Source organism: Tritonibacter scottomollicae (genome assembly GCF_003003215.1).
GTDB classification, from domain to species: domain Bacteria; phylum Pseudomonadota; class Alphaproteobacteria; order Rhodobacterales; family Rhodobacteraceae; genus Epibacterium; species Epibacterium scottomollicae.
In genome coordinates this window covers 125,427-151,573 of the sequence record NZ_PVUF01000002.1, presented here as the reverse complement: position 1 = coordinate 151,573, position 26,147 = coordinate 125,427, and the positions used below count along the sequence as shown (strand labels likewise).

Here is a 26,147-nt window from a genome sequence, read left to right as displayed (position 1 = left end):
GCAAGGTCGTTATCCGGTGTGAAGGGTCATATAATGAAGAGAACAGTGCTGGCTTTTTGCGCGGCAATTGTGCTGGCGGCCTGCGCTGATCGCGATTTGATGCCGATCGTTCCCAACGCCGTCAGTATCGGTACGCCCTTCACGGTGTTTGCAACCACGACCCGGGAAGAGGAACCAGACGGAACATTAGGGTTTGGCCGATCCGACCAATTGCGGATGATGGAAATGACCGTCACCATCCCTCCCAGCCACTCGCCCGGTGAACTCTCATATCGCCACAAGAACCCCGATCCCCACAAGAATTTCACCATTGCAGAGAATGTTTCGGTCGCGTCAGTCGCAGACTTGCGTCAGCGGTTCCTTCGCGAACAGCGTGAGAATAACTGGCCGCTGCGCGAAGTGACGATCTTTGTACATGGCTACAACAGTACCCATCCAGAAACCGCATATAGAGCCGCGCAGATGGCCTATGATGTCGATCTGCCCGGGTCTCTGGTGATGTATTCCTGGCCCAGTCGCGGCCGAGCCTTTGGCTACGCCTACGATCTCGACAGCATGCTCTTCGCGCGCGATGGTCTGGAGGAAACGATACGCAGGGTGAAAGCAGCCGGCGCGCAGCGTATCATTCTGGTTGCGCACTCGATGGGCACCGCACTTGCCATGGAGATGCTGCGACAGGCGGACATGCGTCGTCCCGGCTGGGCGGCACGCACGCTGAACGGCGGCGTCATGCTGATATCACCTGATCTGGACGTGGATCTGTTTGAAAGCCAGATGGCTGATCTGAAGGTCGTACCGCAGCCCTTTGCACTCATGGTCTCGGAAAAGGATCGCATTCTGAATATTTCTGGTCGGCTCCGCGGTACCAGCCAGGGAGAGCGGCTTGGCAACATAAAGTCCGCGGATCGTTTGCAAAGCTGGCCAATCGAAGTCATTGACCTCACCGCCTTTAACGCAGACGCGGCTTCGGGTCACTTTGTTGCGGCCACATCACCAAGCCTGTTGGCAGTCCTGAAATCCGCAGGCGACATAAGCCGGGTTTTTGGTCCGGTCGATCCCAGTCTGCTTGAACAGATCCTGCCACAGTCCCAGACGATTGTAAGTGAACATGGAAAACTGATGGTCGAACGTCAGCGACGGCGCGAGGCGCGTTAAGGCCTAGCGGATACGCCGCAAATAAACATAGTACGCACCTTCACCACCATGACTGACGTGCGCGGGGGTCACTTGCAGGACCGCTTGCGCCAACGGGGGAAGCGACAGCCATTGTGGAACCTGGTGGCGCAGAATACCGCGCGGGACAGGCATCGGTCCAGGCGCGTCGCGATCCTTGCCCTTACCTGTAATGACCAAGACCAGCCGCTTGTTGGAGGCCTGCGCCGATAGGATAAAGCGGTTCAGCGCCCCGTGTGCAGACTCCATCCGCATACCGTGCAGATCGAGCTTTCCTTCCGGTTTCAGCTTGCCCCGTTTCATTCGGCGAAAGGCTTTTTCATCCATACGCACGGGATCTCCTGCCAGCTTGCGCCCGGGAGAGGGTTTGAGGTCATGAGTCGGCATTTTCCCGCGCGCATGGCTGCCCACTTCAAAATGCGGCAAGGCAGCGTTTGGTGTGCGGTGCGGTTTTGGCTTGGGTCGCGGGGCAGGGGGATCCGCATGGTCTCCGCCCATTTTCTCACGATCTGACTGAAGACGCTCTGCGTGCTTCACAACCTTCTGCCAGAGGTCGATTTCTTCATCTGTCAGTTTGCGCCGCGTCATCACAGATCATCCGGCAACATGGCATAGGCGCGCTGTATCGGCATCAGAACCATCAGACGTCCGGGGTCCTTCAACTGGCCAGCCTTGCGCCCGGCCTCATCGCCCGCACCAAAGAAGATATCGGCCCGTTGCGCGCCCTTGATGGCTGATCCGGTATCCTGTGCGATCATCAACCGCCGCATCTTGGACTGACCGTTTTTTTCGATCCAGACCGGCGCACCGAGCGGGGTATAGGCCGGGTCCACCGCGATCGACCGCATGGGGGTGATGGACCTGTTCATCGCACCCAGAGGCCCCCTGTTTGCAGCAACGCGATTGACCTCACGGAAAAAGACATAGGAGGGATTGTGCATCAACAGCTCCGCGCCAGGCTCGGGGTTGCGCCGCACCCAATTGCGAATGACACCAGCGCTGACCTGATGCAGGCTATAGATGCCACGCCGAACAAGCTCTTGCCCGATCGACCGGTAAGGATGCCCATTTGCACCGCCATACCCCACGCGAATGGTTGAACCATCTTGCAGACGAATGCGTCCAGACCCTTGGATTTGCAAAAAGAACAGCTCAACGGGATCTTCGACCCAGGCGATTTCCAGCCCGCGTCCCTTCAGTACGTCGGTGCTGAGGATGTCACGTCGTGAGAGCCAAAGCGATGTCGCGCGTGCTTCTGGCGGCATACGGTAGACAGGATAGCGATAGCGATTTGTACGGTGGCGGGAGCCGTTGAGCTCGGGTTCAAAGTAACCGGTAAACAGACCATCCTTGCCATCTTCGATCAGCACCGGACGGAAGAACAGCTCAAAGAACGCGCGCGCGCCGCTGTCATCGGCATTTTGAGCCAAGGCGCAGAGTGATTGCCAGTCCGCGCCTTCCATATCCATACAGGTTTCCCTGAAAACACGAAGGGCCTCGACATGATTGTCGAGGTCCCAGTCTAAAAGTTCGCTGAATTCCATTATCCGCAGAGACGGACCTGTTTCGGGCTGCGCTCCGGCGCCGGAACAGAGGGTCGCAGCCAGAAATGCCGCGCCCAGTCCCCGCCGAAGCGTCCCCGTCATGCGTCCGTTGCCACCAGCAACCAGTTCGGATCATCCGCGCCCATCTTGCGCGAGAATGTCCAGTTGTCCTTCTGGCGTTTAACAGCCTTTGGATCACCCTCGACAATTTCACCAGCACGGTTCCGCACTGCGGAGGTCAGCTCACCAACAAATCGAACCGTTACTTCTGCTGTCGTGGTTGCCGCATCAAAGTTGACGTCGGCGATGGTGGTTTCGCGAACCCCGATGAACTCAGCCTCAATGGTCAGCCCCTGATCTTCACGGGCCGACACGGCATCAACAAAGCTCTGGAAAATCTCATCGGAGATGAAGGGCTGAATCCCGTCGAGTTCACCGGTTTCGAAGCCCATCAAGATCATCTCATAGGCACCGCGCGCGCCTTGCACAAACTCGGCCACGTGGAACGAGGGGTCCACACGCTTCATTTCGGCGAGAGCCTGCGCCTGCGGGCTGCCTTCATCGACGTAGGCAATAATGTCGTCATCAGGGCTTCCCTCGATAACTTCAAACTTGCGTTGCGGCGATCGCGCTTCACTGCCCGCCAGAGGAGGCTTTTCAAACCCCTCGCGCGTACCCAGAACGCTCTTCAGGCGCAGGATCAGAAAAACCGCGATGCCAGCCAGGACCAAAAGCTCTACCAAGGGCGACTCCATTCATACCTCATCGTCCAATAGGACCTGTCGGTTTGAAACCGACGTGTTCTGCTCTTATGTAGGTGACAGGCGGGACCAAGTCCACCGTTCTGCCCTAAAGAGAGGACGCCTATCATGCCCCTTTTTCTGGCTTTTTTGCTAGTGCCGATTATTGAAATCGCCCTGTTCATACAGGTCGGTGGCCTGATTGGGCTGTGGCCGACCCTCGGCATCGTCATATTGACGGCTGTTCTTGGGACATGGCTCGTGCGCACTCAAGGCCAGTTGGCGCTTGGGCAACTCCGGGGATCATTTGAGAGACTCTCCGATCCGACTGAACCCTTGGCGCATGGCGCGATGATCCTACTGGCCGGGGCGTTGTTGCTGACGCCCGGTTTTTTCACCGATGCATTTGGTTTTCTGCTTCTGGTTCCCGGATTTCGCACTCGTGCTTTTGCCTACCTGCGATCCAAGGTCACCGTGGCGTCATTTCAAATGGGATCAGACCCACGCCACAGTGCCCGACCACGTCCTGCCGACTCGCGGGGCGACGTCATAGATGGCGACTATGAAGAGGTCACACCACGACCGCGCCGGAATGATCCCTCAGGTTGGGTTGAAGGGCCGAAATAAGACTTTGAGGATGGCTCTCCAAGCTGGTAAGCACGCTGCGACACGTTAAATTCAGGAGATTTCCATGGCCGAAAATGGCGCAGCCGAGGGCGCGGAGCAACCGCAAGTCCAGATGAACATTATCGGACAGTTCATTCGCGATCTGTCCTTTGAGAACGTGATGGCGCAAAAAGGCGTCGGTGGCGAAGTGCAGCCGGACGTCAACGTTCAGGTGGCGCTCGATGCCAAGAAGCGCAGCACCGAAAACCAGTATGAAGTCATCACCAAGCTGACCATCGAATCCAAGAACAAAACAGGCGGTGAAGTGCTGTTTGTTCTGGAGCTGGAATATGTCGGCATCTTCAACATCGCAGGTGTGCCCGAAGATCAGCTGCACCCGTTCCTGTTGATCGAGTGCCCGCGGATGCTGTTCCCGTTCCTGCGCCGTATCGTTTCCGACATCAGCCGCGACGGTGGCTTCCCGCCGCTGAACCTCGACAACATCGACTTCGTCGCGATCTACCGCAACGAGCTGGCACGTCGTCAGACCGAAGGTGCAAGCGAAACGCCAAACTGATTGGAAAGCTTCACATCTGTGAGCTTTGTCAGGCGCTGCGACCAGAGGTCGCGGCGCCTTTCCTATTCAGAGATCGAAGCCCAGAGCGCATCTTCGCCCAACTTGGCGACAAATTCCTCATGTGCGACTTTTTCCTCTGCCGTGAGGCGTGAGGGCAGGGGGGTCGGACGTGGTGACGGGCGCCAATTGAGGTCCACCGCACTTGGACCGCCAGAGGATCCTGACGACAGGCCAAAATCAGGCTGACGTCCACCGATCAATTCCAGATAGACATCCGCAAGGATCTCAGAGTCGAGAAGCGCGCCGTGCAATGTCCGATTGGAGTTGTCGATGCTGAAACGCCGGCAAAGCGCATCGAGCGTGGCCGGCGAGCCGGGATAGCGCTTTCGCGCCATGGCCAGCGTATCGATCGCCTGCTCCATGGGCAGCTGAGGCAGGTTCATCCATCCCAGTTCTGCATTGAGAAACTTCATGTCGAAGCTGGCGTTGTGGATCACCATTTGAGACTCGCCCACGAAATCCAAGAATGCCTGACCAACCTCGGCAAACAGGGGCTTATCCTTCAGGATCACCTGTCCGGGGCCGGGCGGTTGTGGCGGTTCGAGAAGATCAGGCCCGATACCATGCACACCAAATGCCTCATGCGGCATGGAGCGCTGCGGGTTTATATAGACATGAAAGGTCTCACCCGTAGGCATATGGTTGAGCAGTTCCACCGCACCAATTTCGACAATGCGATCACCTGAGAAGGGGTCAAAGCCGGTGGTTTCCGTATCGAGTACGATTTCACGCATGCGCCATTCTCCGTCTAATATCTGCAAGCACCTCTGCCACCTGGCTCCGGGCATGATCGGGGGTATCGGTCTCGATCTGGTAGTCGCTTCGTGCCAGTTTTTCGGCGATCGGGAGCTGCTTTGCAAGGATCTGCCGAAACTGGTCCTCGGTCATTGTTCCGCGGGCAAGAACACGATCACGCTGAACCTCCGGCGCCACATGAACACAGGCCACCGCGTGCATCTCCGCGTCGCCCCCCGTCTCAAACAACAGTGGAATGTCAAAGACCAAGATATCGGCTCGCGCGGTTTGTCTGAATAGCTCTCGATCTGCCTTCACCAGTGGATGAACGATCGTCTCCAGCTGAGAAATGACATCTTTATCCTTTGATATCAGATCTTTGAGGACAGATCGATCCACGCTGCCATCCCGCGTGGCTTGCGGAAACAGAAGAGATATCGGCTCAACCGCCGCCCCTCCATCGGCATATAGTCGATGAACGGCCGCGTCCGCATCCCAGATCGCACACCCTGCCTCTGCAAAGAGGGTCGCGGTCGTGGATTTTCCCATTCCGATCGAGCCGGTCAATCCTAGCGAAAATGTCATCCGGTTGCGGCGGTACGCGCAGACATACCAACCTCCGGCCGCTGACCAAACCAGCGCTCGAATCCGGGGGCAGCCTGATGCAACAACATGCCAAGCCCATCAACGACCGTGCATCCCGCGTCTTCGGCAGCGAGCAACAATTTGGTCTTGAGCGGCGCATAAACCAGGTCGGTAACGACGATCCCGGCGTGCAACCCGTCCAACGGAACGCGCAAGGGCCGCTGGCCCATCATCCCGAGCGACGTCGTATTCACGATAAGTGCCGCGTCCTCGATGATGTTGCCTGCCTGAACCCAATCAATGACAGTTATTCGAGCGCCAAACGTTTCTGCCAAATCCTCGGCGCGCGAGCGCGTGCGATTGGTGATACGGATCTCAGGCACGCCAGCTTCGATCAGCGAGGCAATCACGGCACGGCTGGCACCGCCGGCACCAAAAACCGTCGCGGGTCCGGACTTAGGATCCCAATCGGGTGCGCCCTCATGCAGGTTGGTGATAAAGCCGTATCCATCCGTATTGTCAGCGACGATAGACCCGTCGTCCCGGAAGATCAGGGTATTGGCCGCCCCCATCAACTTTGCCCGGTCCGTGACCTTATCCGCGATCTCCATGATCGCTTCCTTGTGAGGAATAGTCACATTTGCCCCGACAAAGCCCATACGCGGCATCATGCGTACAACCGCCTCTAGATCGTCTGGCTCCACATGCATCGGCATATAATGTCCCGCAATCTCGTTGGTCGTGAGCCAATGTCGATGCAGTTGCGGGGATTTGGAGTGGGCGATCGGGCAACCGATCACAGCAGCGAGCGGGATCTTGTGCTCTGTCATTGTTCGATAATCCCCTGCAGTCCCAGATAGTTCATGAGTTCCAACATCGGTAGCCCCAGGACATTAAAGTAGCTGCCGTCAATGGTTGTAAACAGTCGCACACCCTCTTCTTCGAGTTTGTACGCGCCCACCGCATGTCTGATACTGTCCCAGTTGCGGTCGACGTACCCCTCTAGATAGGCATCACTCGCCTGTCGCATCACAAGTCGCACCTGACCTACGTGCCGCCAGAGCGGCTCTCCGTCTTTATAAATCACGGCAGCGGACAGAAGCATATGACGTTTGCCGCGCATCGCCCGGAGTTGTTTCAGCGCATCGTCGGCGGTTTCTGGCTTCGACAGCAATCGCCCTTCAAAATCCAACACCTGATCGCATCCCAGGACCATGTCACCGGGACACTTGCCCGAAATCTTGCGTGCTTTGGCTTCGGCCAGTGTATCCGCGATATCACGCGGTGCAGCCTGCTCGGCCAACAGCGCTGCCTTTATCGCATCTTCGTCAACGCGCGCGACCTCTACGCGAAAGTCCACGCCAGCCTGACGGAGCAACTGAGCGCGGATCTCGGAACGAGACGCCAAGATGATGTGGGTATTCATGTGGACAACCCTATGGGAAAACGTCTGATCATTCAGGGACGTTTTGTATGATTTCCCCCCCTCAACGCAAGGGTGGGATAAACCTCGAAATCTCAGGTGATTCCTCCGCGATTCCTCCATCCGGTATTGGGATAACTTTGAACAAGTGGATAAGTCGGTCACTCCCAGCTTCTCCCAACCTTATCCCCACCTTCACCTTCGTAAAGAAACCCTTAACGCCCCCATGTTTTATGGCGTTAACCAAAAATTCATCCTCAAGGCAGGAACAGGGCGCTGAGATTATCCACGCTGTGCAGAACCGGTATGAAAACTAGATAATCCACTGTTTTCGGGGTGCACTACAAAAACATCATCCTTATAAAACTTATATATTTATATAGGGTGGCCCAACGAGACCGCTCAGCATGAGGACACGTCATGGATCTCACTGATCTGATGTTTACGCTCTATCCTTACGCGAAGTCGCTCCACATCATGGCCGTGATCAGCTGGATGGCAGGGTTGTTCTACCTTCCACGCTTGTTCGTCTATCACGTGGAGGAGGCAGAGAAGGTCGAAGAGGTGAAACCAATCTTCCTCACCATGGAGGACAAACTCCTCAGAGTGATCATGGGGCCAGCAAGCGTCGTCACATGGGCTGCAGGGCTGTTCATGGTGTTCACGCCAGGGTTGGTGGACTGGTCATACGTTTGGCCCTGGACCAAGGGCATCTCAGTGCTTGGGATGACTTGGTTTCATCACTGGCTGATGTTTCGCCACAAAGACTTCAGAGAAGGGCAAAACAAGCTCACAGGGCGCCAGTATCGCCTTATGAACGAGGTTCCCACGCTCTTGATGGTCGTCATCGTGATCTCGGTCATCTTCAAGTTCTAACGCCGCGTTTGACTCGCTCACAGAGACCCACTATCAAGCGTGAAAGCGGACCCGTCCGGGATTCCCGCGTTTTCCGTATTTTATACTGTGACGCCCTCTGTTGGCAGAGGGAACAAGGGCCGTGTGCATATGACCGAGCAATCTCTGAACCTTTCTGATCTCAAAATCCAAAGCCCCAAAGCGCTGTTGACCATGGCAGAGGAGCTTGAGATCGAAAACGCTTCCACCATGCGCAAGGGTGAGATGATGTTCCAGATCCTGCGTGAGCGCGCGGATGAAGGCTGGAATATCTTTGGGGATGGGGTTCTCGAGGTTCTGCAGGACGGGTTTGGCTTTCTGCGTTCGCCCGAAGCGAACTATCTTCCGGGCCCGGATGACATCTACGTCTCGCCTGACATGATCCGCCAGTTTTCCTTGCGCACCGGTGACACGGTGGATGGGCAGATCAAGGCTCCATTGGAGAACGAGCGCTATTTTGCGCTGACCACGGTGACGAAGATCAACTTCGAAGAGCCCGAGAAAACGCGTCACAAGATTGCTTTCGATAACCTGACACCGCTCTATCCGGATGAGCGTTTGAATATGGAAATCGAAGACCCCACTGTGAAGGACCGCTCGGCACGTGTGATCGATCTGGTTTCTCCGATCGGTAAAGGCCAGCGTTCGCTCATCGTGGCTCCGCCGAGGACGGGTAAAACCGTTCTGTTGCAGAATATTGCGCACTCGATCGAGCAGAACCATCCTGAGTGCTATCTGATTGTTCTGTTGATCGATGAGCGTCCGGAAGAAGTCACTGACATGCAGCGATCGGTGAAAGGGGAGGTCGTGTCCTCGACCTTTGATGAACCCGCTACGCGCCACGTTGCGGTATCCGAAATGGTCATCGAGAAGGCGAAGCGTCTCGTTGAGCACAAACGAGATGTAGTAATTCTTCTCGATTCGATCACAAGACTTGGTAGAGCATTCAACACGGTTGTGCCATCCTCGGGTAAGGTTCTGACCGGCGGTGTGGATGCCAACGCCCTGCAACGTCCAAAACGCTTCTTTGGTGCTGCGCGTAATATCGAAGAAGGTGGCTCGCTCACCATCATCGCCACCGCGCTGATCGATACGGGCAGCCGTATGGATGAGGTTATCTTTGAAGAATTCAAAGGGACGGGTAACTCTGAGATCGTTCTGGACCGTAAAATTGCGGACAAACGTGTCTTCCCGGCGATCGATATTCTCAAATCCGGCACCAGGAAAGAAGAGCTGCTGGTGGACAAAGTGGATCTCGCTAAGACATTTGTCCTGCGTCGGATTCTGAATCCGATGGGAACCACAGATGCGATCGAGTTCCTTCTTTCTAAACTCAAGCAAACAAAGACAAATTCAGAGTTCTTTGATTCAATGAATACCTGACCAGCGTCGGTGGAGAGAGAGGCCATCCCATGGATACGATCTTTGCGTTGGCCACCGCCCAGGGAAAGGCCGGTGTCGCCGTCATCCGTGTATCTGGACCAGAGGCACGCCTCGTCGGAGAAAAGCTGTCGCGAAAGTCATTGCCCAGTCGGGGGATGACTTTTTCGCGTTTAAGCGACAGTCATGGCGATCTTCTTGATGAGGCGCTTGTGTTGTCGTTTACAATGCCTGACAGCTTTACTGGTGAAGATACGGTCGAGTTTCAGTGTCATGGCAGCAGCGCGGTCGTATCGTCGATTTTGCAGGCGATCAAAGAAACGAGCTTGGCGCGTATCGCCGAGCCGGGAGAATTCACGCGACGCGCGATGGACAATGGCAAACTCGACTTGACCCAGGTTGAAGGTCTCGCAGATCTCATCGATGCAGAGACCGAAGCACAGCGTAAGCAGGCGCAAATCGTACTGTCAGGTGGATTAGGGAAACTCGCTGATCGTTGGAGATCTGACCTCATTCGAGCGGCATCCCTGATTGAAGTCACGATCGACTTCGCGGATGAAGAGGTGCCGGTGGATGTGACGCCAGAGGTGACGGACCTCCTCAATGGCGTTGCTCGGGATCTCAAACGAGAAATTGACGGTGTTTCCATAGCGGAGCGAATTCGGGACGGCTTTGAAGTTGCAATCATCGGCGCTCCGAATGTAGGAAAATCGACGCTGCTGAACGCACTTGCCGGTCGAAATGCGGCAATCACCTCCGAATACGCCGGCACAACCCGTGATGTTATCGAGGTCCGTATGGACCTGGCGGGCCTTCCGGTTACACTGCTTGACACGGCTGGCCTTCGCGATACTGACGACCACGTAGAAGGAATAGGCATCAAACTTGCACAAGAGCGAGCAGAGGCCGCGGATCTACGTATATTTCTCGCAGAACACGATGAACTACTCGACGTCGAATTTAAACCCGGCGATCTCCGGTTGTTGCCGAAGGCTGATGTGAGAGTAAGTTCGGAAGGGGCGATCTCCGGAAAGTCAGGGCAAGGGGTTGATGAACTTGTGACACATGTTTCTATGACGTTAAAGGATCGGTCAGCTCATACTGGGATTGCGACACGTACGCGCCATCGTGACGCACTGCGACGTTCATCAGAAAGCTTGGCTCGTGCGATGGAACGCCTCCACGATGGACCGGAGTTCTATGATATTTTGGCCGAGGATGTGAGATCTGCGATACGGGCTCTTGAACTGTTGGTAGGTCGTATCAATGTAGAGAATCTCCTGGACGAGATATTCTCGAGTTTTTGCTTAGGAAAGTAGGGAGTGTTTCACGTGAAACATCCGCATTACGATGTCATCGTCATAGGCGGCGGGCATGCCGGAACCGAAGCAGCCCATGCTGCAGCAAGAATGGGCGCCCGAACTGCTATGGTAACGCTCCGCCGTGATGGTATTGGTGTCATGTCCTGCAATCCTGCAATTGGTGGCTTGGGAAAAGGACATCTCGTCAGAGAAATCGATGCGTTGGACGGTGTAATGGGCCGCGTCGCGGACCTCGCAGGTATCCAATTCAGACTTTTGAATCGTCGGAAAGGTCCTGCTGTGCAAGGACCGCGCGCCCAAGCTGATCGTGCTATATACAAATCTGAAATGCTTCGGGCCACCGAAGAACAGAGAAATCTTGACATTGTCGAAGGTGAAGTTGTTGACTTCATTATGAAAGGGGAGAACGAGGTCACCGGCGTAGTTCTTTCTGATGACGTTGAACTCACAGCTAAAGCCGTCGTACTTACGTCTGGTACGTTTTTGAACGGGGTCATACACATCGGTGATGTCGCTCGATCCGGTGGTCGCATGGGCGATAAGCCATCAATCAAGCTTGCTGATCGATTGAAGTCATTTGATCTACCGTTGGGACGTTTGAAAACGGGAACACCGCCCCGACTAGATGGCCGGACCGTCAACTGGGATATCCTTGATCAACAACCTGGTGACGACGATCCTACTCTATTCTCTTTTTTGAGTAGATCCGTATCGGCTCAGCAAATATCTTGTGGGATTACGCACACAAACGAAAAAACCCACGATATTATTCGTACGAATCTTGAGCTGTCCGCAATGTATGGCGGGCACATCGATGGGATTGGACCAAGGTACTGTCCATCGATCGAAGATAAAGTTGTGCGTTTCGCAGATAAGTCATCTCATCAGATATTTCTTGAGCCTGAGTCACTTTCTGATCACGCCGTATATCCAAATGGGATCTCGACGAGTTTGCCCGAGCGGGTTCAAGAAGAGTATGTCCATTCCATTGTCGGATTGGAAAGCGCCGTCATTATGCAACCCGGGTATGCGATCGAATATGATTATGTCGATCCACGAGCCTTGAAAGCGACACTGGAGCTTCGAGAAGTAACAGGTCTTTATCTTGCTGGTCAAATTAATGGAACTACAGGCTATGAAGAGGCAGCGGCGCAAGGACTTGTCGCCGGACTGAATGCCGCAGCGAAATGTTTGGAAAGTGACAAAATCATCTTTAGTCGCGCCTCTAGCTACATCGGTGTTATGATTGATGATTTAACAACCAACGGTGTTACCGAGCCTTATCGCATGTTTACGTCGCGTGCTGAGTTCAGGCTATCTCTACGAGCCGACAACGCTGATCAGCGTCTCACGTCGCTCGGGATTTCCGTAGGTTGCGTCGCGCCAGAGAGGCGCCGTATCTTCGAAAGTAAGATGGAACGTCTTAATTCTGTCAAAAGTGTTCTGACGTCTGCAAAGCTGACACCGAACCAACTGTTGGGTGCGGGAATACAAGTTAACCAGGACGGAAACAAACGTGACGGTATGGAAGTACTTGCCTTCCCCAAAGTTGGGTTTGACGAAATTCTCCCACTCTTTCCTGAGTTGGCGACAACAGAAGCAGAAATTCGAAGTCAAATTGTTCGAGATTCGCTTTATGTCAACTATATTGAACGTCAGGAGAAAGAAGTCGCGGCGCTGAAGAAGGACGAGGAACATTGTATTCCTGCAAGCTTTAGCTATGAGATTGAAGGGCTTTCGCATGAACTTCGGCAGAAGCTCAGTCGTTCCCGTCCTGAAAACCTTTCCCAAGCAGCCCGAATTGATGGCATTACTCCAGCCGCTTTGGCGCTAATTTTGGGAAACTTAAAGCGACAAGCGCGTGTGCGGGCGAAGTCCGCATGAGTGTTGATGTTATTCAATCGAAATATGATGTTTCACGTGAAACATGCGAGCGTCTACAGATATTCGCAGAAACTCTTGAAAAGTGGAATCCAAAGATAAATCTGGTTTCCAAAAACAGCTTGGGTGATCTGTGGACGCGCCACATTCTTGATAGCGTTCAGGTGTTTGGAGTTCCAACATTGGGCACGAGCTGGCTCGATATTGGAAGCGGCGGAGGCCTTCCTGGGATTATCATCGCTATTCTCGCTGCAGAGAAAGCGCCTGACATGAAAGTCACTTTGATTGAAAGTGATCAGCGCAAATGTGCTTTCCTGCGGAATGTTGCGAGAGAATGTTGCGTGAAGGTATCTGTCAAGTCGCAGCGGATAGAGGCGGTTGAGGGCATTCAGGCTGATGTTCTTTCCGCACGTGCGCTCGCTGATCTGAGTGACCTCCTGTCGTTCTCGGAGCACCATCTTGCCCAGTCTGGAACTGCAGTGTTCCCAAAGGGTGCCAACTGGAAAAAAGAGGTGGATAACGCGCGCAAAAGATGGCGATTTGAGTGCGAAGAGATTACAAGTCTTACTGAGCCTGAGGCTGTCATTCTCAAGATCAAGGGAGTAGCGCGTGTCTGACATGTCCCGTTCGGGAACGCCCCGCATTATTGCCATCGCAAATCAGAAGGGTGGGGTAGGAAAGACAACTACAGCGATTAACCTCGCCGCGGCCATGGTCGAAGAGGGTATGAGAGTGCTCCTCGTTGATCTGGATCCGCAGGGGAACGCGTCTACTGGCCTGGGAATCGAGGCTGAAGATCGGGAACACACGACGTACGATCTGTTGGTGGATGAAGTCGAACTTTCTGCAGTTATTCGACAAACTGACCTAGAGGACCTGTGTATCATACCAGCGACCGTGGATTTGAGTTCCGCTGATATTGAACTGTTCTCCAACGAAAAGCGTAGCTATCTCCTTCATGACGCGCTTCGTCAGCCCGCGATGACGGATTATGACTGGGACTATATCCTGATTGATTGTCCGCCTTCTCTCAATCTATTGACCGTTAACGCGATGGTGGCGGCGGATTCTGTTTTGATTCCACTGCAAAGTGAATTTTTCGCGCTCGAAGGGCTCTCGCAGCTGATGTTGACTATTCGCGAAGTTCGTCATGCTGCAAATCCAAGTTTGAGGATCGAGGGAGTTGTGTTGACAATGTACGATCGTCGCAACAACCTTTCTCAACAGGTGGAGCAGGACGCGCGTGATAACCTTGGTGATTTGGTGTTTAGAACCAAGATACCGCGTAATGTGCGTGTTAGCGAAGCGCCTTCATATGCCATGCCGGTGTTGAACTACGACTCCGCATCGTTGGGTGCTAAGGCTTATCGTCAATTGGCGGATGAAATTATATCTAAACATCAAAAAATTGCGGCCGAATAAGAATAGAAGGGGCACAGAATGGCAGATAAGAAACCCAAACCGCGCGGCCTGGGGCGTGGCCTCTCTGCATTGATGGCTGACGTGAACGCGGAACCTGTCAGCACAGATGGTGTACGGACGCCACGCAATGCTGAAATTCTTGTCCCGATTGAGAAAGTTCAGGCAAACCCTGATCAGCCGCGTCGCCAGTTTTTGCAGGAAGACCTCGACGATCTTACCGCGTCTATCAAGGAAAAGGGTGTTCTCCAGCCTTTGATCGTGCGCCCACGCGATGGCGGAATGTACGAGATCGTGGCAGGGGAACGTCGGTGGCGCGCTGCGCAGGCCGCGCAGCTGCATGAAGTTCCTGTCCTCATTCGCGACTATTCTGACGTCGAGATGTTTGAAGTTGCGATCATCGAGAACATTCAACGTTCCGATCTTAATGCTCTCGAGGAAGCTCAGAGCTATAAGCAATTGATGGATAAATTTGGGCATACGCAAGAAAAGATGGCAGAGGCGCTTGGGAAGAGCCGAAGCCATATCGCGAATTTGGTGCGGCTGCTCCATCTACCTGAGGATGTTCAAGGTCTTGTCCTAGATCGAAAATTGTCTGCGGGGCATGCGCGAGCATTGATCACGTCAGACAATGCATCAGAGCTCGCTAAGAAGATCGTAAAAGGTGGGCTTTCGGTTCGTGCAACCGAGTCGTTGGTTAAGAAGGACGCGGCCGGTATCTCCGGTAGTCCTGCTACAAAGAAGCCGAAAACTCAGGCGGAGAAAGATGCCGATACACGTGCATTGGAGGCTGATTTGTCTGCGATGATCCGAATGAAGGTATCAATCGATCACAAACCAGGTGGCGAGGCCGGTGCTGTGACGATATCCTACGAAACTTTGGATCAGCTGGATGACTTGTGCAATCGTCTTAGCCGTTAGGCCGGGTCCAAATGAAAATCATCACCGCACAAAGCGTGATCGCCTGTATCGCTATGATATGAAAAGATAGTTCAAGTAATAGCGAAATGCAAAGAACGGCGGCAACTGATAAGGTTGCCGCCTTTTTTGCTCTTGGACGGATGGCACCATATTGATGCCAGTCCTGAATCATCGGTCCAAAGGTCCCATGGCTGGTAAGCCATACATGTAGTCGTTCCGATGATCTTGCGAAGAAGAAGGTAGCGAGAAGCAGGAAAGGCACCGTCGGCAGGAGAGGAAGCGCAACGCCCACCACTGCCAGAAGGAGGCTGAGAAGACCAAGGCAGAGGTAAATAGCTTTCATTTATCAATCCGTCAGGAGTTCTCGGAGCACGGCGTTCAGAACCGCGCGACCTTGGGAGGTCGCACACAGTCGGTCATTGATGATTTCTATCATACCGAGATCACGAAGAGCGTGTATTTTGGCGTCGGAAATGGGGGATGAAGCGAGTTGGCTGTGGCGTTCAAGGTCTAGCCCCTCATGTAGTCGAAGCCCCATCATCATGTGTTCGACGACCTGATCTTCTTGGGAAAGCCGTTCAAACGGGAGTGTTCCGTTTCCTTGGCGAACCGCTTCAAGCCAAGCACCTGGTGCCTTAGGCGCTTCTGTCGCCATCCGCTGGCCGTTCAGAGATAATCTACCATGCGCACCCGGTCCAATCCCGAGGTAGTCTCCGTACCGCCAATAGATGAGATTATGACGGCTCTCGGCGCCCGGTCGGGCATGGTTAGAAATCTCATAGCCTGGTAGCCCGTAGGATTCGCAAATCTCTTGGGTGGCGAGGTACATGTCAGCTGCATTGTCGTCTGTGGGCAGGTGGCGTAGCTTGCCTCTTGCGTAGCGATCCCCAAATGCGGTGCCGTCTTCGATCGTCAGCTGATAAAGTGAAAGATGGTCGATCGCCATGCTGAGCGCCTCTGAGAGCTCAGCTTTCCACGCATCAAGGGTCTGACCTTGGCGGGCGTAGATCAGGTCGAAACTGACACGGTCGAAGCAGTTCCTGGCGACGTCAAAGGCTTTGCGTGCTTCTTCCACTGAGTGAATGCGGCCAAGACGGCGGAGATCCTCGTCGTTCAGCGCCTGAATACCCATGGAAATCCGATTGACGCCGGCGTCGCGATAGCCGGCAAATCGACCGGCCTCGACCGATCCTGGATTGGCTTCCAGCGAGATTTCGATGTCATTGGCGAAGGGCCAGATCTCACGTGCAGTGTTGATCACCGCGGCAACCGTGTCAGGATGCATCAGGGACGGGGTGCCACCTCCAAAGAAGATGCTGTTCAGAAGCCGATCAGGGACCAATTCGCCCATACGGCGCAGCTCGGTCTGGTAGGCGGTGACCCAGGCCGACTGATCGATCTGGGACACCACATGGCTGTTGAAGTCGCAGTAGGGGCATTTGGCCTGACAGAACGGCCAATGCACGTAGAGACCAAAGCCCCCATTCCGCCAATCATCCACCAAAGCAGCCCTGCACGAACCGGGCCAATGCACGGCCTCGGTGGCTGATGCGGTTCTTTTCCGCCTTATCCATCTGAGCGCAGGTCACGTCATACCCCTCGGGCATAAACATGGGATCGTAGCCAAATCCACCTTCGCCACGGATGGGCCAGACCAGCGTACCGGGCATTACACCCTCAAACACCTCGTCATGGCCATCGGGCCAGGCCAGAACCAGCGTGCAACGAAACTGGGCGCTGCGGGGGGCGTCTGGCCCTTTTGCGGTAATTTCATCATTGGCGCGGGTCATGGCCATCATGAAATCAAGTCCCTGACTGGTCTCGGCCCAATCGGCGGTGTAGACCCCCGGCGCGCCGTCCAGCGCGTCGATGGTGATACCGCTGTCGTCGGACAGCGCGGGCAGGCCCGTGGCCTTCGCCGCTGTATGGGCCTTGATCCTTGCATTGCCTACAAAGCTGTCTTCGGTTTCCTCTGGCTCGGGCAGGTCCATCGCTGCCGCGCCAACCACTTTGACCCCAAAGGGGGCGAGGATCTCGGTGATCTCGCCCAGCTTCCCTGAGTTGTGTGTGGCGACCAACAAGGTGTCGCCCTCGAACTTGCGGGTCATGCGCAGGCGGCCTTTTGCATCTCGGCGAGTTCAGATGTGCCCTTGGTGGCCAGGTCCATCAGTTCATTCATCTGATCCCGGGAAAAGACCGAGCCTTCAGCGCTCATCTGAATTTCGATTAGTTTGCCGGAGCCAGTCATGATGAAGTTACCGTCAACGCCTGCCTCGGAATCCTCGGGGTAGTCCAGGTCCAGGATCGGCTGACCGGCGTAAATGCCGCAGGAAATTGCTGAAACCGGATCCACCAGCGGATCCATCTTCACGTCTCCGGCCTTCATCAGCTTGTTGACGGCCAGTCTCAGAGCAACCCAACCACCGGTGATGGAGGCGCAGCGGGTACCGCCATCGGCCTGCAACACATCGCAATCGACTGTGATCTGACGTTCGCCAAGGGCGACGCGATCAACGCCAGCCCGCAGGGCGCGGCCGATCAGCCGCTGAATTTCGACGGTACGTCCGCCTTGCTTGCCGGAGGCAGCCTCACGGCGCATGCGGGTGTTGGTTGCGCGCGGCAGCATGCCGTATTCTGCCGTCACCCAGCCAAGACCGGACCCCTTGATAAATGGCGGCACACGGTCTTCGATGGTGGCGGTGCACAGAACATGGGTATCGCCCATCTTGATCAGGCAGGAGCCTTCCGCGTGTTTGGTAAAGCCGGTTTCGAAAGTAACGGTGCGCATTTCGTTCAGGGCACGTCCGGAGGGTCGCATGTGGATATCCTTTTGCTGTTGCCCCGTCGATACCGTCCGGGGGGTTGGCGATGCAAGGGTCATTGACCATATCTAGCAATGCGCTTTAGTGACAAAAGGGAGGTACGTTCACCGTATCTGTCGGGAACAGTGGGATTGAGATGACGGACGCAAATTCCATACTGCAAGACATGAACGATCGCTCGCGCGAGGTGTTTCGTATTCTTGTGGAAAACTACCTGGATACCGGTGGGCCAGTCGGCAGCCGTACCCTGACGCGTTCGCTGAGCGAGAAGGTCAGTGCCGCCACTGTGCGTAACGTTATGCAGGATCTGGAATATCTAGGGCTGCTGGACAGCCCGCATGTGAGCGCAGGCCGTATTCCGACCCAAATGGGATTGCGACTGTTTGTCGATGGGTTGCTGCAAATGGGCGATCCCAGCATGCAGGACCGTGAGACGATCGACCGGACGCTGGGTGACAATTCCAGCGACGTCAGTGGCATGCTGGACCGTGTCGGCGCGGCGCTGTCGGGGGTGACGCATGGTGCCTCTCTGGTGCTGACGCCCAAGCATGAGGCTGAGTTGCGCCATATCGAGTTTGTGTCTCTGGCGCAGGACCGGTCGCTGGTGGTTCTGGTGTTCTCGGACGGGCATGTGGAAAACCGTCTGTTCACACCACCGCCAGGGCAAACCCCCAGTTCGATGCGGGAGGCGGCGAATTTTCTCAATGCGCTGATCGAAGGGCGCACGCTGGGGCAGGTGCGCAAGGACGTGCAGTCCGAAATCGAAAAACGCCGGCAGGAAATCGACACGCTTGCCAGTGACATGATCGAAAGCGGGCTCGCCGCGTGGGAAGATGATGGCAGCGATCAGGCGCGGCTTATCGTGCGGGGACGGGCGAATCTCCTCTCGGAAGAGGGGGCTCCGGATGAGTTGGAGAAGATCCGCAGCCTGTTCGACGATCTGGAGCGCAAACGGGACATCGCCGAATTCCTGGAACTGACCGAAGATGGCGACGGTGTGCGCATTTTTATCGGCTCGGAGAACAAACTTTTCTCACTTTCGGGTTCCTCTTTGGTGGTGTCTCCCTATATGAACGCGGATCGAAAGATCATCGGCGCGGTGGGGGTCATTGGCCCGACGCGCCTGAACTACGGACGGATTGTGCCGATCGTGGACTACACGGCACAGCTGGTCGGGAAAATGGTATCCGACCGGAGCTAGAGGTGGATTATGGCAGAGCCCAAGAACGAAGACTTTTTGGATGATATCGAGGCAGCCGAAGCCGAGGAGCTGTCGGCTCAGACCGAGGAATATGACGACGAGGCGCTGGAGCTGGACAGCCTGCGTGCCGAGCGTGACGAATACAAGGACCGCTTCATGCGCGCCCTTGCCGATGCCGAAAACTCCCGCAAGCGCGGTGACAAGGCACGGCGCGAGGCAGAGCAATATGGTGGCTCCAAACTGGCACGCGACATGCTGCCGGTCTATGACAACATGAAACGCGCTGTCGAAGCCGCAAGTGACGAGCAGAAGGCGGTTGCAGCCGCGCTGATCGAAGGGGTCGAACTGACCATGCGGGCGCTGCGGGATGTGTTCCAGAAGCACGGCATTCAGGTGATCACGCCCGAGGTCGGAGATCGCTTTGACCCGCAGGTGCATGAGGCGATGTTCGAGGCACCGGTGCCCGGCACCAAAGCTGGCGACATCATTCAGGTGTCGGCAGAGGGCTTCATGTTGCACGACCGTCTTCTGCGTCCGGCGCAGGTTGGCGTATCGTCCACGCCGGCGTCGTGATGTAGTCGGGCCCATACGGGCCCGGGCCTCCGGCGGGGATATTTTTGAAAAGATGAAAGTGCGGCGTGCCTCAGGCTCGCCGTTCTTTCTTGATCAGGGCCTCTTCCTTGAGGCGATAGAGGGTCTCGAGCGCCTCCCGCGGGCTGAGGTCATCGGGATTGATCCCCTCAAGCAGGTCCAGCACCGGTGAAGCGGTCGGGGCTGTTGGTTGCGGCGGCGGAGCGGCGGCAAAAAGCGGCAGGTCGTCGATCTGCACCTTGCCTGCGCCACCACCTTCGCGGCTGCTTTTCTCCAGCATGTCGAGAACACTGCGCGCGCGCTCCACGACGGAGGCTGGCAGGCCAGCGAGCTGGGCTACTTGTACACCGTAGGACCGATCTGCAGCGCCTTTCTTGACCTCATGCAGGAAGATAACCTCGCCTTCCCATTCCTTGACGGTGACGGTGGCATTGTCGACGCCGGGTAGCTTGGCGGCCAGCTGTGTCAGCTCGTGGTAGTGGGTGGCAAACAGCGCGCGCGAGCGGTTGACCTCATGCAAGTGTTCCAGCGTTGCCCAGGCGATCGAGAGGCCATCATAGGTGGCGGTGCCGCGACCGATCTCATCAAGGATCACCAGCGCGCGGTCGTCGGCCTGATTCAGGATGGCGGCAGTTTCGACCATCTCTACCATGAAGGTGGAGCGACCGCGGGCGAGGTCATCCGACGCACCGACGCGGCTGAACAGTTGGCTGACCATGCCCACATGCGCGGCCTCTGCCGGGACATAGCTGCCCATCTGGGCGAGCACGGCGATCAAGGCGTTCTGGCGCAGGAAGGTCGATTTACCCGCCATGTTGGGACCGGTCAGCAACCAGACTGCGGCGCCATCCTCGGTGCTGAGGTCGCAGTCATTGGCCACAAATGTCTCGCCGCCCTGTTGGCGCAGGGCTTGCTCGACCACCGGGTGACGGCCACCATCCACGTGAAACGCGCGGCTCGCGTCGACCTTTGGCCGGGTCCAGTTTTCACCCCGCGCCAGATCGGCAAGGGCAGTGATCAGATCCAGTTCGGCAAAGCCCCGCGCGGCTTGGTTAAGTCGGGCGGCACAGTCGAGAATGGCGCAAGAAAGCCTTTGATAGAGCCGCTTTTCGATCTCCAGAGCCTGATTTCCGGCGTTCAGGATCTTGGTCTCGATCTCGCTCAGCTCCACCGTGGTAAAGCGCACCTGATTGGCGGTGGTCTGACGGTGGATATAGGTTTCCGACATCGGTGCGGATTGCATCTTGGCGGCATGGGTCGCTGTGGTTTCGATGAAATAACCCAACACGTTGTTGTGCTTGATCTTCAGCGAGGTGACACCGGTGTGTTCGGCATATTTCTTCTGCAAGCCGGCGATTACGGATCGCCCTTCGTCACGCAGGGTGCGGGCCTCGTCCAGCTCGGGATCGAATTCCGGCGCGATGAAGCCGCCATCCCGCGCCAACAGAGGCGGCTCCGCAATCAGGGCGGCGTCCAGCAGGGCCAGCAGGTCATCAAAGCCGCGCAAGGCCTGTGCCGCCTCGGTCAGCAGAGGCGGCAGGTCCTGACCCTGCAGCTCGCGTTCGATCTCTTCGCCCTGGGTCAGCGCGTTGCGGATACCGGCAAGGTCACGCGGGCCACCTCTGTCCAGCGCGAGGCGGGACAGGGCGCGGTCAATATCGGGCGTCTTACGCAGCATGCCGCGCAGCGCATCGCAGCGGGTAGGGTCCTCGACCGTTGCGTCCAGCGCGGCGAGGCGTGCGGAGATCACGTCGAGATTGCGCGAGGGGCTTGAAAGGCGTTGCTCCAGCAGACGCCCGCCGCCGGGCGTAACAGTTCGATCCACCACCGAAAGCAGTGATCCAGCGCGGCCACCGGAGAGAGACCGGGTGATTTCCAGATTGCGGCGGGTGGAAGCGTCGATCTGGACGGTGCGGTCCTCGGCCTCCTGTAGAGGGGGTTGCAGCAGCGGCAGCTTGCCCTTCTGGGTGATCTCCAGATAGTCGACCACCGCGCCCATGGCGGAAATCTCCGCCCGGCTGAAGCTGCCAAACCCATCGAGCGCGCCGACATTGAACAGGGTGCAGAGACGTTTTTCCGCGGCGCTGCTGTCAAAGCTCGCCTTGCCCAGCGGCGTCAGCGGGATCTTGTATTCATCAGCGAGGGGCCGTGTGGCGTCAAACACGGGGCCATCGGCAACGATCAGCTCCGAGGGGGCCAGCCGGGCCAGTTCCGGGCTGAGGCGCACGCGGGCGATCGGCATCACGTGGAACACGCCGGTGGAGATGTCGGCCCAGGCGAGTGCGGCCTGATCGCGCAACTCGGCATAAGCCACGAGAAAGTTGTGGCGGCGGGCCTCCAGAAGCGAATCCTCGGTCAGGGTGCCGGGGGTCACCAGACGCACCACATCGCGTTTCACCACGGATTTGGCACCACGTTTCTTGGCTTCTGCCGGGCTTTCCAGCTGTTCGCCCACGGCGACGCGAAATCCCTTGCGGATCAGGGTCAGTAGATAGCCCTCGGCGGCATGTACCGGCACACCGCACATGGGGATGTCCTGATCCTCATGTTTACCGCGTTTGGTGAGCGCGATATCCAGCGCTTCGGCCGCGTTGACCGCGTCCTCAAAGAACATCTCGTAGAAATCGCCCATGCGATAGAACAACAGGGCATCAGGATATTGCGCCTTGATTTCGAGATACTGCGCCATCATCGGCGTAACGGTCATGCGGGCCCCCATCGGTCACGTCGCATGACGTTTACATGGCTCGAGTCGTGAGGAAAACCCGGCAATCCAAAGGCCGAACCCTACAGTCGCGGAGTTCGGCCAAAGACGTTGTTTCAGGGTCGTCGTCAGTAGAGCGACAGAAGCGAACCCGGGGATGCATTGGCAATCGACAGCGACAGGCCACCTAACTGCTCCTGAGCGCTCAGCGCCTCATAACGAGCTGCAGCATCTTCCATGTCGGTGTCGGTCAACTCGCTGATGCCCATCTTCACGGCATCGCTGAGCTTGTCGAGGAAGACATCCTGTTCGGCCATCTGCTGCGCACCGGCCCCAAGGGCGGCGGCGCCATCGGTGGCGTAGCGCAAGAAACCCTCGATTTCACCAAGTGCGGTGCGTGCGGATGCGGCATCGGTCACCGCCGTGCGGTTGTTGATGTCAAAGCTTGTGCTGCCCTCGAAATCGACGCTGTCCACGGTGATGGTGGATTGCGTCGGCGCGTTGTCACCAGCGCGATCCTGCGAGGCCGCAACTGCCAAGCCGGTGCCGCCATTGCCATCCGCATTGGTGGCCAGAAGGTTGACCCCGTTGAAGGAAGAGGAAGAGATGATGGTGTTGATCTGCTCCGTCTTCTGGGCCAGTTGCTCCTCTATCATGGCATAATCCGCCACGCCGGAGCCGGCCTGGATTGTCAGCTCCTTCATGTCGGTCAGCAGTGAGGTGACCTGTTCCGCTCCGGCAGAGGCCACTGCGACCGTGGCTTCGCCGATGTTCAGCCCGTTCGAGGTGGCCTCGAACCCGGCCAGATCGGACCCCATGATTTCGGAAATCGCCCAGATCGCTGGCGCGTCCTTGGCCTTGTCGACCTCCTTGCCGGTAGAGATGTCGTCTTGGACATCCTCCTTCTCTACCTGATTGTTTGACAGAACCCGAAGCGCGATCTCGGCGCCTGGATTGGTGTTGATACTTGTCATACGTACACCCCTATATAACCAAAAAACTGGCATGCGTGTTTCATTGGTCTGCTGGAACAGGTCCCGAACAGACGGGGGCGCCATTCTGGCATATGCAGCCGACAGGTCTGCCGTTGCGCCACTTGGTCAACAAGTGCGGTTAAGAAACACCAAAGAACTATAGCGAATGCGGGTCTGAAATGGGGCCGAAATTTGACAAACCCTTTCGATTTTAAGGTGCGATTTGAAAGAAATGCAAAACAGTGAATTGTGAAAGCCGTGCATTGAGGGGATCTCGGCACTGGGATATGACGGTTTTTGACTAGGAGAGGACGTAGACCGACATGCCCAAAGCCAAGATCACCAATGAAGAGGCGCTGGCCTTTCACCTGGAGCCCACGCCGGGCAAATGGGAAGTGTCGGCGACAGTGCCGATGACCACGCAACGCGACCTGTCGCTGGCCTACAGCCCCGGCGTTGCGGTTCCCTGCGAGGCGATCGCCGAAAACCCGGAGCTGGCCTATGACTACACCAACAAAGGCAACCTGGTTGCGGTAATCTCCAACGGGACGGCGGTTCTGGGGCTCGGCAACCTTGGCGCGCTCGGCTCCAAGCCGGTGATGGAAGGCAAATCGGTTCTCTTCAAACGTTTTGCCGATGTGAATTCCATCGACATCGAGCTGGACACAGAGGATCCGGATGAATTCATCAAGGCGGTGAAGCTGATGGGGCCGACCTTCGGTGGCATCAACCTTGAGGACATCAAGGCGCCTGAATGTTTCATCATCGAGCAGAAGCTCAAGGAAGAGATGGACATCCCGGTCTTTCATGATGACCAGCACGGGACTGCGGTGATCTGTGCTGCCGGTCTGATCAATGCTCTGCACCTCAGCGGCAAGAAGATCGAGGATGTGCGCATCGTCCTCAACGGTGCAGGCGCTGCGGGCATTGCCTGCATCGAATTGCTGAAATCCATGGGCGCGCAGCACGACAATTGCATCGTCTGCGACACCAAGGGCGTGATCTACCAGGGTCGTACCGAGGGTATGAACCAGTGGAAATCTGCCCATGCTGTCAAGACGGAGCTGCGTTCCCTCGAAGACGCCATGAATGGTGCGGACGTCTTCCTCGGCGTGTCGGTCAAGGGTGCTGTGACCCAGGAGATGGTCAAGTCCATGGCCGACAACCCGGTCATCTTTGCCATGGCCAATCCGGACCCGGAGATCACTCCGGAAGAGGCGCATGAGGTGCGTGTGGATGCCATTGTTGCCACTGGGCGGTCTGACTATCCGAACCAGGTCAACAACGTGCTGGGCTTTCCCTACCTTTTCCGCGGGGCGCTCGACATTCACGCCCGTGCTATCAATGACGAAATGAAGATCGCCTGCGCCCACGCGCTGGCGCGTCTTGCACGAGAGGATGTGCCAGACGAGGTGGCGCTGGCCTATGGCAAATCGCTGTCCTTCGGGCGCGATTACATCATCCCGACCCCCTTTGATCCGCGCCTGATCCACCGCATTCCGCCTGCTGTCGCCAAGGCGGGCATGGACACCGGCGTGGCGCGTCGTCCGATCATCGACATGGATGCCTATGAGCACGGTCTGCGTGGTCGCATGGATCCGACGCAATCCATCCTGCGCGGCCTCAATGCCCGTGCCCGTGCTGCCCAATCCCGGATGATCTTTGCCGAGGGCGACGATCCCCGTGTGCTGCGCGCGGCGGTAACCTATCAGCGCTCCGGTTTTGGCAAGGCGCTGGTCGTGGGACGGCCGGACGACGTCAAAGCCAAGCTTGAAGAGGCCGGACTTGGCGATGCGGTGCGCGAGCTTGATGTGGTCAACGCGGCCAACACCCAGCATTTCGACACCTATCGGGATTTTCTTTATAACCGACTGAACCGCAAGGGGTTTGACCGGAAAGACATCCACCGTCTGGTGGCGCGTGACCGGCATGTGTTCTCGGCGTTGATGCTGGCACATGGGCATGGGGATGGTCTGGTGACGGGCGCGACGCGCAAGTCTGCGCATGTGTTGGAAAAGATCAACCACGTCTTTGATGCGGATGCCGACCATGGGGCTGCTGGGGTCACAGCGCTTTTGCACAAGGGGCGGATCGTTCTGATCGGCGATACGCTGGTGCATGAATGGCCAAACGAGAATGATCTCGCCACCATTGCGGAACGCGCCGCCGGTGTTGCCCGCCATATGGGTCTGGAGCCGCGCGTGGCCTTCGTCAGCTTCTCCACCTTCGGCTATCCGGTCTCGGAACGCGCCGAGAAGATGCATATCGCGCCAACCGTGCTTGATAAACGCGGGGTGGATTTCGAATACGAAGGCGAAATGACCGTGGATGTGGCGCTGAACGCCAAGGCTCAGGAGCACTACCCGTTCCAGCGTCTGTCTGGCCCCGCCAACATTCTGGTGGTTCCAGCGCGGCACTCGGCCTCGATCTCGGTCAAGTTGATGCAGGAAATGGGGGGTGCGACCGTTGTGGGTCCGATCCTGTCCGGCGTCGACAAGCCGATCCAGATCTGTTCTACCAGTTCGACCGCCAATGACGTGCTGAACATGGCCGTTCTGGCGGCTTGTAATATCGGCTGACGCACGGGGAGACGCA

At 56.6% G+C, this 26,147-nt stretch carries 26 protein-coding genes; 13 read left to right on the top strand and 13 right to left on the bottom strand.

Features of this window, described 5'->3' with window-relative positions; translation table 11 throughout:
• Window positions 1–33: 33 nt before the first annotated feature.
• Window positions 34–1,155, top strand: a complete 1,122-nt coding sequence (locus CLV89_RS04640; protein ID WP_106162475.1) for an alpha/beta hydrolase — start codon at window positions 34–36, stop codon at window positions 1,153–1,155.
• Window positions 1,156–1,158: 3 nt separating this feature from the next.
• Here the strand turns inward: CLV89_RS04640 and CLV89_RS04635 are convergent, their stop codons facing one another.
• The 3 genes from CLV89_RS04635 to CLV89_RS04625 are packed head-to-tail and all read right to left on the bottom strand — an operon-like array spanning window position 1,159 to window position 3,472.
• Window positions 1,159–1,761 (bottom strand): Smr/MutS family protein, encoded by a 603-nt coding sequence (locus CLV89_RS04635; protein WP_106162474.1) that lies wholly within the window; start codon window positions 1,759–1,761, stop codon window positions 1,159–1,161.
• A complete protein-coding gene (gene mltA / locus CLV89_RS04630; RefSeq protein WP_106162473.1) occupies window positions 1,761–2,819 on the bottom strand; it encodes a murein transglycosylase A in 1,059 nt (352 codons plus the stop codon). Before mltA ends, CLV89_RS04635 begins: the two co-directional genes overlap by 1 nt.
• Window positions 2,816–3,472, bottom strand: a complete 657-nt coding sequence (locus CLV89_RS04625; protein WP_106162472.1) for a Tim44/TimA family putative adaptor protein — start codon at window positions 3,470–3,472, stop codon at window positions 2,816–2,818. Before CLV89_RS04625 ends, mltA begins: the two co-directional genes overlap by 4 nt.
• A gap of 114 nt (window positions 3,473–3,586) precedes the next feature.
• On the opposite strand from CLV89_RS04625, the gene CLV89_RS04620 reads away from it, so the two are divergent.
• Together CLV89_RS04620 and secB are read left to right on the top strand one after the other, a co-directional pair.
• Window positions 3,587–4,084 (top strand): FxsA family protein, encoded by a 498-nt coding sequence (locus CLV89_RS04620; RefSeq protein WP_106162471.1) that lies wholly within the window; start codon window positions 3,587–3,589, stop codon window positions 4,082–4,084.
• A gap of 64 nt (window positions 4,085–4,148) precedes the next feature.
• Complete coding sequence (gene secB / locus CLV89_RS04615) at window positions 4,149–4,640, top strand: protein-export chaperone SecB (protein WP_106162470.1); 492 nt, start codon at window positions 4,149–4,151, stop codon at window positions 4,638–4,640.
• A gap of 62 nt (window positions 4,641–4,702) precedes the next feature.
• Here secB and dnaQ read toward each other — a convergent pair whose 3' ends face one another.
• Genes dnaQ through CLV89_RS04595 form a run of 4 tightly spaced genes read right to left on the bottom strand, consistent with a single transcriptional unit; the run spans window position 4,703 to window position 7,446 of the window.
• Window positions 4,703–5,434 carry a DNA polymerase III subunit epsilon gene (gene dnaQ / locus CLV89_RS04610; RefSeq protein WP_106162469.1) on the bottom strand — a complete coding sequence of 244 codons (732 nt, stop codon included), beginning with the start codon at window positions 5,432–5,434 and terminating at the stop codon, window positions 4,703–4,705.
• Window positions 5,427–6,020 carry a dephospho-CoA kinase gene (gene coaE, locus CLV89_RS04605; RefSeq protein ID WP_106162468.1) on the bottom strand — a complete coding sequence of 198 codons (594 nt, stop codon included), beginning with the start codon at window positions 6,018–6,020 and terminating at the stop codon, window positions 5,427–5,429. Before coaE ends, dnaQ begins: the two co-directional genes overlap by 8 nt.
• Window positions 6,017–6,850 carry a shikimate dehydrogenase gene (locus tag CLV89_RS04600; RefSeq protein ID WP_106162467.1) on the bottom strand — a complete coding sequence of 278 codons (834 nt, stop codon included), beginning with the start codon at window positions 6,848–6,850 and terminating at the stop codon, window positions 6,017–6,019. The genes coaE and CLV89_RS04600 overlap by 4 nt, the downstream gene beginning before the upstream one ends.
• Window positions 6,847–7,446: a Maf family protein gene (locus CLV89_RS04595; protein ID WP_106162466.1), complete on the bottom strand. Its 600-nt coding sequence runs from the start codon at window positions 7,444–7,446 to the stop codon at window positions 6,847–6,849. The genes CLV89_RS04600 and CLV89_RS04595 overlap by 4 nt, the downstream gene beginning before the upstream one ends.
• A gap of 417 nt (window positions 7,447–7,863) precedes the next feature.
• On the opposite strand from CLV89_RS04595, the gene CLV89_RS04590 reads away from it, so the two are divergent.
• From CLV89_RS04590 to CLV89_RS04560, 7 genes are all read left to right on the top strand, one after another.
• Complete coding sequence (locus tag CLV89_RS04590; protein WP_106162465.1) at window positions 7,864–8,319, top strand: CopD family protein; 456 nt, start codon at window positions 7,864–7,866, stop codon at window positions 8,317–8,319.
• A 129-nt stretch (window positions 8,320–8,448) separates the two neighbouring features.
• Complete coding sequence (rho, locus tag CLV89_RS04585; RefSeq protein ID WP_106162464.1) at window positions 8,449–9,720, top strand: transcription termination factor Rho; 1,272 nt, start codon at window positions 8,449–8,451, stop codon at window positions 9,718–9,720.
• A gap of 29 nt (window positions 9,721–9,749) precedes the next feature.
• Complete coding sequence (gene mnmE / locus CLV89_RS04580; protein ID WP_106162463.1) at window positions 9,750–11,036, top strand: tRNA uridine-5-carboxymethylaminomethyl(34) synthesis GTPase MnmE; 1,287 nt, start codon at window positions 9,750–9,752, stop codon at window positions 11,034–11,036.
• A gap of 3 nt (window positions 11,037–11,039) precedes the next feature.
• A complete protein-coding gene (mnmG, locus tag CLV89_RS04575; protein WP_207796882.1) occupies window positions 11,040–12,923 on the top strand; it encodes a tRNA uridine-5-carboxymethylaminomethyl(34) synthesis enzyme MnmG in 1,884 nt (627 codons plus the stop codon).
• Window positions 12,920–13,537: a 16S rRNA (guanine(527)-N(7))-methyltransferase RsmG gene (rsmG, locus tag CLV89_RS04570; RefSeq protein WP_106162462.1), complete on the top strand. Its 618-nt coding sequence runs from the start codon at window positions 12,920–12,922 to the stop codon at window positions 13,535–13,537. Before mnmG ends, rsmG begins: the two co-directional genes overlap by 4 nt.
• Window positions 13,530–14,342, top strand: coding sequence for a ParA family protein (locus CLV89_RS04565; protein ID WP_106162461.1), 813 nt, complete (start codon window positions 13,530–13,532; stop codon window positions 14,340–14,342). Before rsmG ends, CLV89_RS04565 begins: the two co-directional genes overlap by 8 nt.
• 18 nt (window positions 14,343–14,360) lie before the next feature.
• Entirely contained in the window at window positions 14,361–15,260 is a 900-nt protein-coding gene (locus tag CLV89_RS04560; protein WP_106162460.1) for a ParB/RepB/Spo0J family partition protein, read from the top strand.
• On the opposite strand, the gene CLV89_RS04555 is transcribed toward CLV89_RS04560, so the two are convergent.
• Genes CLV89_RS04555 through rph form a run of 4 tightly spaced genes read right to left on the bottom strand, consistent with a single transcriptional unit; the run spans window position 15,250 to window position 18,078 of the window.
• Window positions 15,250–15,603: a YbaN family protein gene (locus CLV89_RS04555; protein ID WP_106162459.1), complete on the bottom strand. Its 354-nt coding sequence runs from the start codon at window positions 15,601–15,603 to the stop codon at window positions 15,250–15,252. The two genes, CLV89_RS04560 and CLV89_RS04555, sit on opposite strands and share 11 nt — an antisense overlap.
• Window positions 15,604–15,606: 3 nt before the next feature.
• A complete protein-coding gene (hemW, locus tag CLV89_RS04550) occupies window positions 15,607–16,761 on the bottom strand; it encodes a radical SAM family heme chaperone HemW (protein ID WP_106162717.1) in 1,155 nt (384 codons plus the stop codon).
• Entirely contained in the window at window positions 16,754–17,368 is a 615-nt protein-coding gene (gene rdgB / locus CLV89_RS04545; protein WP_106162458.1) for an RdgB/HAM1 family non-canonical purine NTP pyrophosphatase, read from the bottom strand. Before rdgB ends, hemW begins: the two co-directional genes overlap by 8 nt.
• Window positions 17,365–18,078: a ribonuclease PH gene (gene rph / locus CLV89_RS04540; RefSeq protein WP_106162457.1), complete on the bottom strand. Its 714-nt coding sequence runs from the start codon at window positions 18,076–18,078 to the stop codon at window positions 17,365–17,367. The genes rdgB and rph overlap by 4 nt, the downstream gene beginning before the upstream one ends.
• A gap of 140 nt (window positions 18,079–18,218) precedes the next feature.
• Between rph and hrcA the strand changes: the two genes are divergently transcribed.
• Together hrcA and CLV89_RS04530 are read left to right on the top strand one after the other, a co-directional pair.
• Window positions 18,219–19,283 (top strand): heat-inducible transcriptional repressor HrcA, encoded by a 1,065-nt coding sequence (hrcA, locus tag CLV89_RS04535; RefSeq protein WP_106162456.1) that lies wholly within the window; start codon window positions 18,219–18,221, stop codon window positions 19,281–19,283.
• 9 nt (window positions 19,284–19,292) lie between these two features.
• On the top strand, window positions 19,293–19,856 hold the full coding sequence (locus CLV89_RS04530) for a nucleotide exchange factor GrpE (protein ID WP_106162455.1): 564 nt from the start codon (window positions 19,293–19,295) through the stop codon (window positions 19,854–19,856).
• Window positions 19,857–19,926: 70 nt separating this feature from the next.
• Here the strand turns inward: CLV89_RS04530 and mutS are convergent, their stop codons facing one another.
• Window positions 19,927–22,581 carry a DNA mismatch repair protein MutS gene (mutS, locus tag CLV89_RS04525; RefSeq protein ID WP_106162716.1) on the bottom strand — a complete coding sequence of 885 codons (2,655 nt, stop codon included), beginning with the start codon at window positions 22,579–22,581 and terminating at the stop codon, window positions 19,927–19,929.
• A 125-nt stretch (window positions 22,582–22,706) separates the two neighbouring features.
• Entirely contained in the window at window positions 22,707–23,552 is an 846-nt protein-coding gene (locus CLV89_RS04520; RefSeq protein WP_106162454.1) for a flagellin, read from the bottom strand.
• Window positions 23,553–23,875: 323 nt separating this feature from the next.
• Here CLV89_RS04520 and CLV89_RS04515 point away from each other — a divergent pair, with 323 nt between their 5' ends.
• On the top strand, window positions 23,876–26,131 hold the full coding sequence (locus tag CLV89_RS04515; protein WP_106162453.1) for an NADP-dependent malic enzyme: 2,256 nt from the start codon (window positions 23,876–23,878) through the stop codon (window positions 26,129–26,131).
• The last annotated feature ends 16 nt before the right edge of the window (window positions 26,132–26,147 follow it).

Bases quoted from the DNA above. Each gene is read 5' to 3' on its own strand.
- CLV89_RS04640 (WP_106162475.1), top strand. From the start codon at position 34: ATGAAGAGAACAGTGCTGGCTTTTTGCGCGGCAATTGTGCTGGCGGCC.
- CLV89_RS04635 (WP_106162474.1), bottom strand. From the start codon at position 1,761: ATGACGCGGCGCAAACTGACAGATGAAGAAATCGACCTCTGGCAGAAG.
- mltA (WP_106162473.1), bottom strand. From the start codon at position 2,819: ATGACGGGGACGCTTCGGCGGGGACTGGGCGCGGCATTTCTGGCTGCG.
- CLV89_RS04625 (WP_106162472.1), bottom strand. From the start codon at position 3,472: ATGGAGTCGCCCTTGGTAGAGCTTTTGGTCCTGGCTGGCATCGCGGTT.
- CLV89_RS04620 (WP_106162471.1), top strand. From the start codon at position 3,587: ATGCCCCTTTTTCTGGCTTTTTTGCTAGTGCCGATTATTGAAATCGCC.
- secB (WP_106162470.1), top strand. From the start codon at position 4,149: ATGGCCGAAAATGGCGCAGCCGAGGGCGCGGAGCAACCGCAAGTCCAG.
- dnaQ (WP_106162469.1), bottom strand. From the start codon at position 5,434: ATGCGTGAAATCGTACTCGATACGGAAACCACCGGCTTTGACCCCTTC.
- coaE (WP_106162468.1), bottom strand. From the start codon at position 6,020: ATGACATTTTCGCTAGGATTGACCGGCTCGATCGGAATGGGAAAATCC.
- CLV89_RS04600 (WP_106162467.1), bottom strand. From the start codon at position 6,850: ATGACAGAGCACAAGATCCCGCTCGCTGCTGTGATCGGTTGCCCGATC.
- CLV89_RS04595 (WP_106162466.1), bottom strand. From the start codon at position 7,446: ATGAATACCCACATCATCTTGGCGTCTCGTTCCGAGATCCGCGCTCAG.
- CLV89_RS04590 (WP_106162465.1), top strand. From the start codon at position 7,864: ATGGATCTCACTGATCTGATGTTTACGCTCTATCCTTACGCGAAGTCG.
- rho (WP_106162464.1), top strand. From the start codon at position 8,449: ATGACCGAGCAATCTCTGAACCTTTCTGATCTCAAAATCCAAAGCCCC.
- mnmE (WP_106162463.1), top strand. From the start codon at position 9,750: ATGGATACGATCTTTGCGTTGGCCACCGCCCAGGGAAAGGCCGGTGTC.
- rsmG (WP_106162462.1), top strand. From the start codon at position 12,920: ATGAGTGTTGATGTTATTCAATCGAAATATGATGTTTCACGTGAAACA.
- CLV89_RS04560 (WP_106162460.1), top strand. From the start codon at position 14,361: ATGGCAGATAAGAAACCCAAACCGCGCGGCCTGGGGCGTGGCCTCTCT.
- CLV89_RS04555 (WP_106162459.1), bottom strand. From the start codon at position 15,603: ATGAAAGCTATTTACCTCTGCCTTGGTCTTCTCAGCCTCCTTCTGGCA.
- rdgB (WP_106162458.1), bottom strand. From the start codon at position 17,368: ATGACCCGCAAGTTCGAGGGCGACACCTTGTTGGTCGCCACACACAAC.
- rph (WP_106162457.1), bottom strand. From the start codon at position 18,078: ATGCGACCCTCCGGACGTGCCCTGAACGAAATGCGCACCGTTACTTTC.
- hrcA (WP_106162456.1), top strand. From the start codon at position 18,219: ATGACGGACGCAAATTCCATACTGCAAGACATGAACGATCGCTCGCGC.
- CLV89_RS04530 (WP_106162455.1), top strand. From the start codon at position 19,293: ATGGCAGAGCCCAAGAACGAAGACTTTTTGGATGATATCGAGGCAGCC.
- mutS (WP_106162716.1), bottom strand. From the start codon at position 22,581: ATGACCGTTACGCCGATGATGGCGCAGTATCTCGAAATCAAGGCGCAA.
- CLV89_RS04520 (WP_106162454.1), bottom strand. From the start codon at position 23,552: ATGACAAGTATCAACACCAATCCAGGCGCCGAGATCGCGCTTCGGGTT.
- CLV89_RS04515 (WP_106162453.1), top strand. From the start codon at position 23,876: ATGCCCAAAGCCAAGATCACCAATGAAGAGGCGCTGGCCTTTCACCTG.